Here is a 6,241-nt window from a genome sequence, read left to right as displayed (position 1 = left end):
TGACAGGCCCTCGCCGCGTGCCCGCACCCCCGGCGGCTCTCGCCCGCGCGATCTCCCTGCGCCTGTCCGCCGATCGAATCCGCTTCGGTGACCTGCGAGCCCGGGCGGTCTGACGACGACCGCCGCGCGGAACGGACCCGTCACTGATCACGCGGCTCACGATCCGCCCCGACGGAGCACACCGGCTCTCCCGCGCCGAAACCACATGGGACATGCCCACGTAGGACTTCCCGCGAGGCCGTGGGGCCGAAAGCGCTGGTCACGCGAGCGCGTGGCGCTCACGGAGGTTGGCCGCCGCGAGCCGCCCTGCAATTGGGGATCACGGCGGGCCTCTTCGGAAATCGTGCAGCGGATTCCGCAACGGCGCAGGCAGCCGCAGCCGGTTGCGGTCGGCAGTGTGGTCTGGCTGGGCTCACTTGCTGGTGATGCTCCATATGCCGTCGCCAGCCGCGGCGGCGTTGTCGAGGGCGGTCCACGCGGCGTCGTCGACCTTGAGGGCGTCGTGGAGGTAGGCGGAGATCGTGTCGGCGACGAGGGCGACGCGGGCGGGGTCCTCGTCGGTGGTCTCGGCGGCCTCCTCGCCGGCGAGGCCGCCCAGGGTGTGTTCGCCCTCGGCGATGGCGAGCAGGCTCTTCGGGGACGGGCTGAGGTGGTAGGCATCGGTGAACCACTCCGCGCCCCGTGAGGAGAGCTGGGACTGGTCCTTGCCGCCCGCGATGACCAGGGCCGGGGTCGTCATGGTGGAGTAGTCCGGCCTCATGAACGGAAGGTGTTCGGCGGCGAACGGGGTGAGGGTGTCGCCGGTTCCGGTCGCGGCGATCAGTGCGCCGGCCGAGACCGCGGAGTGGGAGAAGTCCTCTCCGGGAATGCCGTCGGCGTCGAGCACGCGCGCGCCGAGGATCGCGCCGGCGGTCTGGGCGCCCCAGGAGTGTCCGACGACCGCGACACGCTCGAGGTCGGTACGCTCCGGCAGGTCGCCGGCCTGGGCAAGTATGTCGGGGAGGTCGTCGAGGATCGCGTGGATGTCGGCGATCCTGACGCGCCAGATGGTGGCGAAGCGCGGGTCGTCCCATCCGATGCCGTTGCGGCGGGAGTCCAGGTGGGAGGGCTGCACCACGACGAATCCGGCGGCTGCCCACCGGTCGACAAGGGGTTCGTATCCGTCCAGGGACCATGCGTTGCCGTGGGAGAACACGATGACGGGGAGGTTCCGCCCTGACAGCGGAGCGGTGACCTTCACCTGTAGGTCGATGCTGCGGCCGGGCGCGGGAACGGTGATGGGCTTGACCGCGACGATCCGCTGGTCGAGTTGACCGGAAGGCATGGGGGTCCTGCGCTTTCTCCATGGGGCCGCTCTGCCATACTTTGGCGGAGCGTCGTTCCGCCAACTTAGCGGAACATTGTTCCGCGAGTAAAGAGAGGGTCTCGTGCCGGAAGCGGTCGGAGTACGGCAAGCACAGGCGCAGCGCACCCGCAGCGGCGTGCTGGCGGCCGCATCGGCGGTCTTCGTGGACCAGGGCGTCCAAGCTCCCATCCGCGACATCGCTGAACGGGCCGGCGTCGGCGTCGGCACGATCTACCGGAACTTCCCGACCCGGGCGGATCTCGTCACCGCCGTCTACCGGCACCAGATCGACACATGCGCCGCACTCGCGCCCCGGCTCCTGGAGGAACCAGGCTCCCCGTTCGCCGCCCTGACTCGTTGGGCGGACGCGTTCGTGGAGTTCCTGGTGACCAAACATGGCCTCGGTGCCGCCTTGGGGTCCGGTGATCCAGGGCTGGAGAATCTCCACGCCCTCATGCTCGACACCCTGGTGCCAGCCTGTGAAACGCTGCTCGACGCCTGCGTCGATGCCGACGAAATCAGCCCCGGTATCACCGCCTACGTACTCATGCGCGCCATCGGGAACCTCTGTATCACCGGACCCGACTACGACCAGGCCGACGCCAAGCACATGGTCGCAACCCTCCTCGACGGATGCCGTCGCAAGGCATAGCGACAGTGCGGTGCCTCTGAGGCGGTTGATCCCGCACCCGGCCGAGTGACGCTCGTGGCAGTCGGCCGGGAGGCGTACACCCTGTCAGCCCGCACCGGATCGGGACGGACGCTTGGTCGGCCCGGCCCGGGCCGACGCAGGGCGCCTCCACGTCAAACCGCCCCCGTCCCCGGTGGGCGCGCACGCGGCGTGTGGCCTGCGGTCTGGGAGACCCGTTCGGCCAACTGCTGGGTCTGGCTGTGTCGTTGAGGCAGCCGTGGCGGCCGGTCAGTCCAGGCAGAACTCGTTGCCCTCGGGGTCGGTCATGACGATGAAGCCGGCGCTCATCGGAGGTTCGGGCTCGTGCCGGCTGACGCGCGTCGCGCCCAGGGGGAGGAGGCGGTCGCACTCGGCTTCGAGTGCGGCCATGCGGTCGTCGCCCTGGAGGCCGGGGGCCGCGCGGACGTCGAGGTGGACGCGGTTCTTGGCGGTCTTGCCCTCCGGTACGCGCTGGAAGAAGATCCGCGGGCCCTGCCCGTCCGGGTCCTCCAGGGCCGAGGCGTCGTTGCGGCGCTCCTCCGGTACGCCCATTCCGGCGAGGAAGTCGTCCCAGGCGGCGAGCGGGTCCGCGCCCTCGGGGAGGTCGGTTCCGGGCGGGGCGGGGTGGACGTAGCCGAGGACCTCGCGCCAGAAGGTGGAGAGTACGCGCGGGTCGTTGGCGTCGAAGGTGACCTGGATGTGACGGCTCATCGGTGCTCCGTTCGCGGAGGTTCGAGGGCACGCGTCGTGCGTGCGGCCTCGTCGGGCGGCACTCGGCTCGCACCGTACCGCCGCCGACTGACAGAAGCCGGTACCGCGCGTTCGTGCCGTGAACGGCGGTGGCGCCCCGGCGCTCCCGGACGCGCCGACGGCGGGGGAGGGGCGCCGTGGGGCGCCGCCTCCCCCGCCGTCGGTGGTCCTGCGGGGGTACTACTCGGTGTCGCGGTGTCGCGGTGTCGCGGTGTCGCGGTGTCGCCGGTCAGCCGAGGGTGGCCAGGGCGTCGTTGAGGGTCTTCGACGGGCGCATCACGGCGGAGGCCTTGTCGAAGTCCGGCTGGTAGTAGCCGCCGATGTCGGCCGGGGAGCCCTGGACGGCGATCAGCTCGTCCACGATGGTCTGCTCCTGCTCGGCGAGCATCGCCGCCAGCGCGGAGAACGCGGCCGACAGCTCGGTGTCCTGGGTCTGGCCGGCCAGCTCCTGGGCCCAGTACAGCGCCAGGTAGAAGTGGCTGCCGCGGTTGTCGATGCCGCCGAGGCGCCGGCTGGGCGACTTGTCCTCGTTGAGGAAGGTCGCGGTCGCGCGGTCCAGGGTGTCGGCGAGGATCTGGGCGCGGGCGTTGCCGGTGGTCTGCGCCAGGTGCTCGAAGCTGACGGCCAGCGCGAGGAACTCGCCCAGGCTGTCCCAGCGGAGGTAGTTCTCCTTGGTCAGCTGCTGGACGTGCTTCGGGGCGGAGCCGCCGGCGCCGGTCTCGAAGAGACCGCCGCCGTTCATCAGCGGCACGACCGACAGCATCTTGGCGCTGGTGCCCAGCTCCAGGATGGGGAAGAGGTCGGTCAGGTAGTCGCGCAGCACGTTGCCGGTGACGGAGATGGTGTTCTCGCCGCGGCGGATGCGCTCCAGGGAGAGCGCGGTGGCCTCGACCGGCGCGAGGATCTCAATGCGCAGGCCGTCGGTGTCGTGGTCGGCCAGGTAGGTGTTGACCTTGGCGATGAGGTTGGCGTCGTGGGCGCGGGTGGAGTCCAGCCAGAAGACGGCCGGGTCGCCGGTGGCGCGGGCGCGGGTGACGGCGAGCTTGACCCAGTCGCGGATCGGGGCGTCCTTGGTCTGGCACATGCGCCAGATGTCGCCCTCGCTGACCGCGTGCTCCAGCACGACGTCGCCGGAGGCGTCGACCACCCGGACGGTGCCCGTGGTGGGGATCTCGAAGGTCTTGTCGTGGCTGCCGTACTCCTCGGCCTTCTGCGCCATCAGACCGACGTTGGGCACCGAGCCCATGGTGGAGGGGTCGAAGGCGCCGTTGGCGCGGCAGTCGTCCAGCACGGCCTGGTACACGCCCGCGTAGCTGCTGTCGGGCAGCACCGCGATGGTGTCGGCCTCCTCGCCGTCCGGGCCCCACATGTGGCCGGAGGTGCGGATCATGGCCGGCATCGAGGCGTCGACGATGACGTCGCTCGGCACGTGCAGGTTGGTGATGCCGCGGTCGGAGTCGACCATGGCGAGCGCCGGGCCGTCGGCGAGCTCGGCCTCGAAGGACGCCTTGATCTCGGCGCCGTTCGGCAGCGACTCCAGGCCGGCGAGGATGCCGCCGAGGCCGTCGTTGGGGGTGAGGCCGGCGGCGGCGAGGGCCGCGCCGTGGTCGGCGAAGGTCTTCGGGAAGAAGGCGCGGACCACATGGCCGAAGATGATCGGGTCGGAGACCTTCATCATCGTGGCCTTGAGGTGGATCGAGAACAGCACGCCCTCGGCCTTGGCGCGGGCCACCTGCGCGGCGAGGAACTCGCGCAGCACGGCGACGCGCATCACGGCGGCGTCGACGACCTCGCCGGCGAGTACCGGTACGGACTCGCGCAGCACGGTGGTGGTGCCGTCGTCGCCGTGCAGCTCGATGCGGAGCGTGCCGTCGGCGGGGACGACCGCGGACTTCTCGGTGGAGCGGAAGTCGTCACCGGTCATGTGGGCGACGTTGGTCTTGGAGTCGGCGGACCAGGCGCCCATGCGGTGCGGGTGGGCCTTGGCGTAGTTCTTCACCGAGGCGGGCGCGCGGCGGTCGGAGTTGCCCTCGCGCAGCACCGGGTTGACCGCGCTGCCGAGCACCTTGCCGTAGCGGGCGCGCGTGTCGCGCTCCTCGTCGGTCTTGGGCTCGTCGGGGAAGTCCGGCAGGTTGTAGCCCTGCTTCTGGAGCTCCGCGATGGCGGCCTTGAGCTGCGGGATCGACGCCGAGATGTTCGGCAGCTTGATGATGTTGGCGCCGGGGGTCTTGGCCAGCTCGCCCAGCTCGGCGAGGGCGTCGTCGATGCGCTGGCCCTCTTCCAGACGCTCCGGGAAGTGCGCGACGATCCGGCCCGCCAGCGAGATGTCCCGCCGCTCGACGCCGACTCCGGCCGTCGAGGCGTAGGCCCGGATCACCGGCAAGAAGGAATACGTCGCCAGGGCCGGCGCCTCGTCGGTGTGGGTGTAGATGATGGTCGAGTCAGTCACCGGTACTCCGCTCCACGTCTGCAACATTGCTTGACGTCAAGATATCTCGCGAAGGGGCGCGGTGCGACAGTGCCCCTGCCGGGGGGACCCAGCGGTGACTCCGCGTGTCCGTGCGTGCACCGGTGGCAGGAGTGCCGGAGGGTGACGGGCGGGTGTCCGATCAGGCGCCCACGGTGCCGTCGAGGCCCTCGCGCAACAGGTCGGCGTGACCGTTGTGGCGGGCGTACTCCAGCGTCACGTGGACCATGACCAGCCGCAGCGAGACCGTCGCGCCGTTCCGGGGCTGGAGGCCGGTGACATCGAGCGTCGCGGCCTCGCGCTCGATCCGGCGGGAGCGCTCGACCTCGGCCTCCCAGGCGGTGAACGCCTCCGCCCGGGTGGAACGGCTCGCGTCGTAGGCCGCCTGGAAGTCGGTCCGGTCCGACCACACCATGGGCGCGGCGTTGTCCTCGAAGACCCGCCGGAACCAGGCGCGCTCCACCTCCGCGAGATGCCGGACCAGGCCGAGCAGCGTCAGCGTCGACGGCGGCATGGAGCGCTGGCGCAGCGCGTCGTCGTCCAGGCCGCGGCACTTCATGGCGAGCGTGGCGCGCTGGTAGTCGAGAAAGCCGCGCAGGGTCTCGCGCTCGGAGCCGGTCAGCGGTGGTCCGACGCGTTCGTCCGCGGTCATGCCGGGCCGCCTCTCTCGGGGTGGGTGGCAGTCGGGTGGAAAGCGGGTGTGCCCAGGGGAGGGGTCACTCCGTGTTGAGGACGGCGATGCCGGCCTCGCCCCGGCCGAACCGGTCGAACAGCTCGGAGAGGGGCGCCGGCCCGCTGGATTCGACGAGGAGGACCGGCTGCCGCGCGCCGTACCGCTCGGCCGGTTCGAAGGCGGTGACGACCTGCCGGTGGAGCAGCGCCACCCGGTCGGTGCCTCCCGCGCGGGGCCCGTGGTGGGGGAGAGCGGCCAGTGAGCCTTTTCCAACCTCAGGTTGAGGCGTGACGAAGGGCGGGGATCGTCTTCACGATGGCGGTGACTCGGTTGGTG

6 protein-coding genes are annotated in these 6,241 nt (G+C 71.0%); 1 reads left to right on the top strand and 5 read right to left on the bottom strand.

Annotated features, from left to right (window positions below; all coding sequences use genetic code 11):
- Nucleotides 1–412: 412 nt before the first annotated feature.
- Nucleotides 413–1,324, bottom strand: a complete 912-nt coding sequence (locus E0D90_RS22560) for an alpha/beta hydrolase family protein (protein ID WP_130799850.1) — start codon at nt 1,322–1,324, stop codon at nt 413–415.
- Nucleotides 1,325–1,427: 103 nt separating this feature from the next.
- Between E0D90_RS22560 and E0D90_RS22555 the strand changes: the two genes are divergently transcribed.
- Nucleotides 1,428–1,997, top strand: coding sequence for a TetR/AcrR family transcriptional regulator (locus E0D90_RS22555; RefSeq protein WP_130799849.1), 570 nt, complete (start codon nt 1,428–1,430; stop codon nt 1,995–1,997).
- 267 nt (nt 1,998–2,264) lie between these two features.
- Here the strand turns inward: E0D90_RS22555 and E0D90_RS22550 are convergent, their stop codons facing one another.
- From E0D90_RS22550 to E0D90_RS26775, 4 genes are all read right to left on the bottom strand, one after another.
- A complete protein-coding gene (locus E0D90_RS22550; RefSeq protein WP_130799848.1) occupies nt 2,265–2,726 on the bottom strand; it encodes a VOC family protein in 462 nt (153 codons plus the stop codon).
- A 268-nt stretch (nt 2,727–2,994) separates the two neighbouring features.
- Complete coding sequence (locus tag E0D90_RS22545; protein ID WP_130799847.1) at nt 2,995–5,214, bottom strand: NADP-dependent isocitrate dehydrogenase; 2,220 nt, start codon at nt 5,212–5,214, stop codon at nt 2,995–2,997.
- 160 nt (nt 5,215–5,374) lie between these two features.
- The gene (locus tag E0D90_RS22540) at nt 5,375–5,884 is read right to left on the bottom strand and encodes a DinB family protein (RefSeq protein ID WP_130799846.1); all 510 of its coding nucleotides are present in this window, start codon (nt 5,882–5,884) and stop codon (nt 5,375–5,377) included.
- Between the two features lie 64 nt (nt 5,885–5,948).
- The gene (locus tag E0D90_RS26775; protein WP_157996916.1) at nt 5,949–6,116 is read right to left on the bottom strand and encodes a hypothetical protein; all 168 of its coding nucleotides are present in this window, start codon (nt 6,114–6,116) and stop codon (nt 5,949–5,951) included.
- Between the last annotated feature and the right edge of the window lie 125 nt (nt 6,117–6,241).

The sequence above is a fragment of the Streptomyces otsuchiensis genome (assembly GCF_004305975.1).
In the GTDB taxonomy this organism is placed as follows: Bacteria; Actinomycetota; Actinomycetes; order Streptomycetales; family Streptomycetaceae; genus Streptomyces; species Streptomyces otsuchiensis.
Note: the sequence above shows the minus strand (reverse complement) of the source record. Positions and strands in the feature narration are given on the sequence as shown.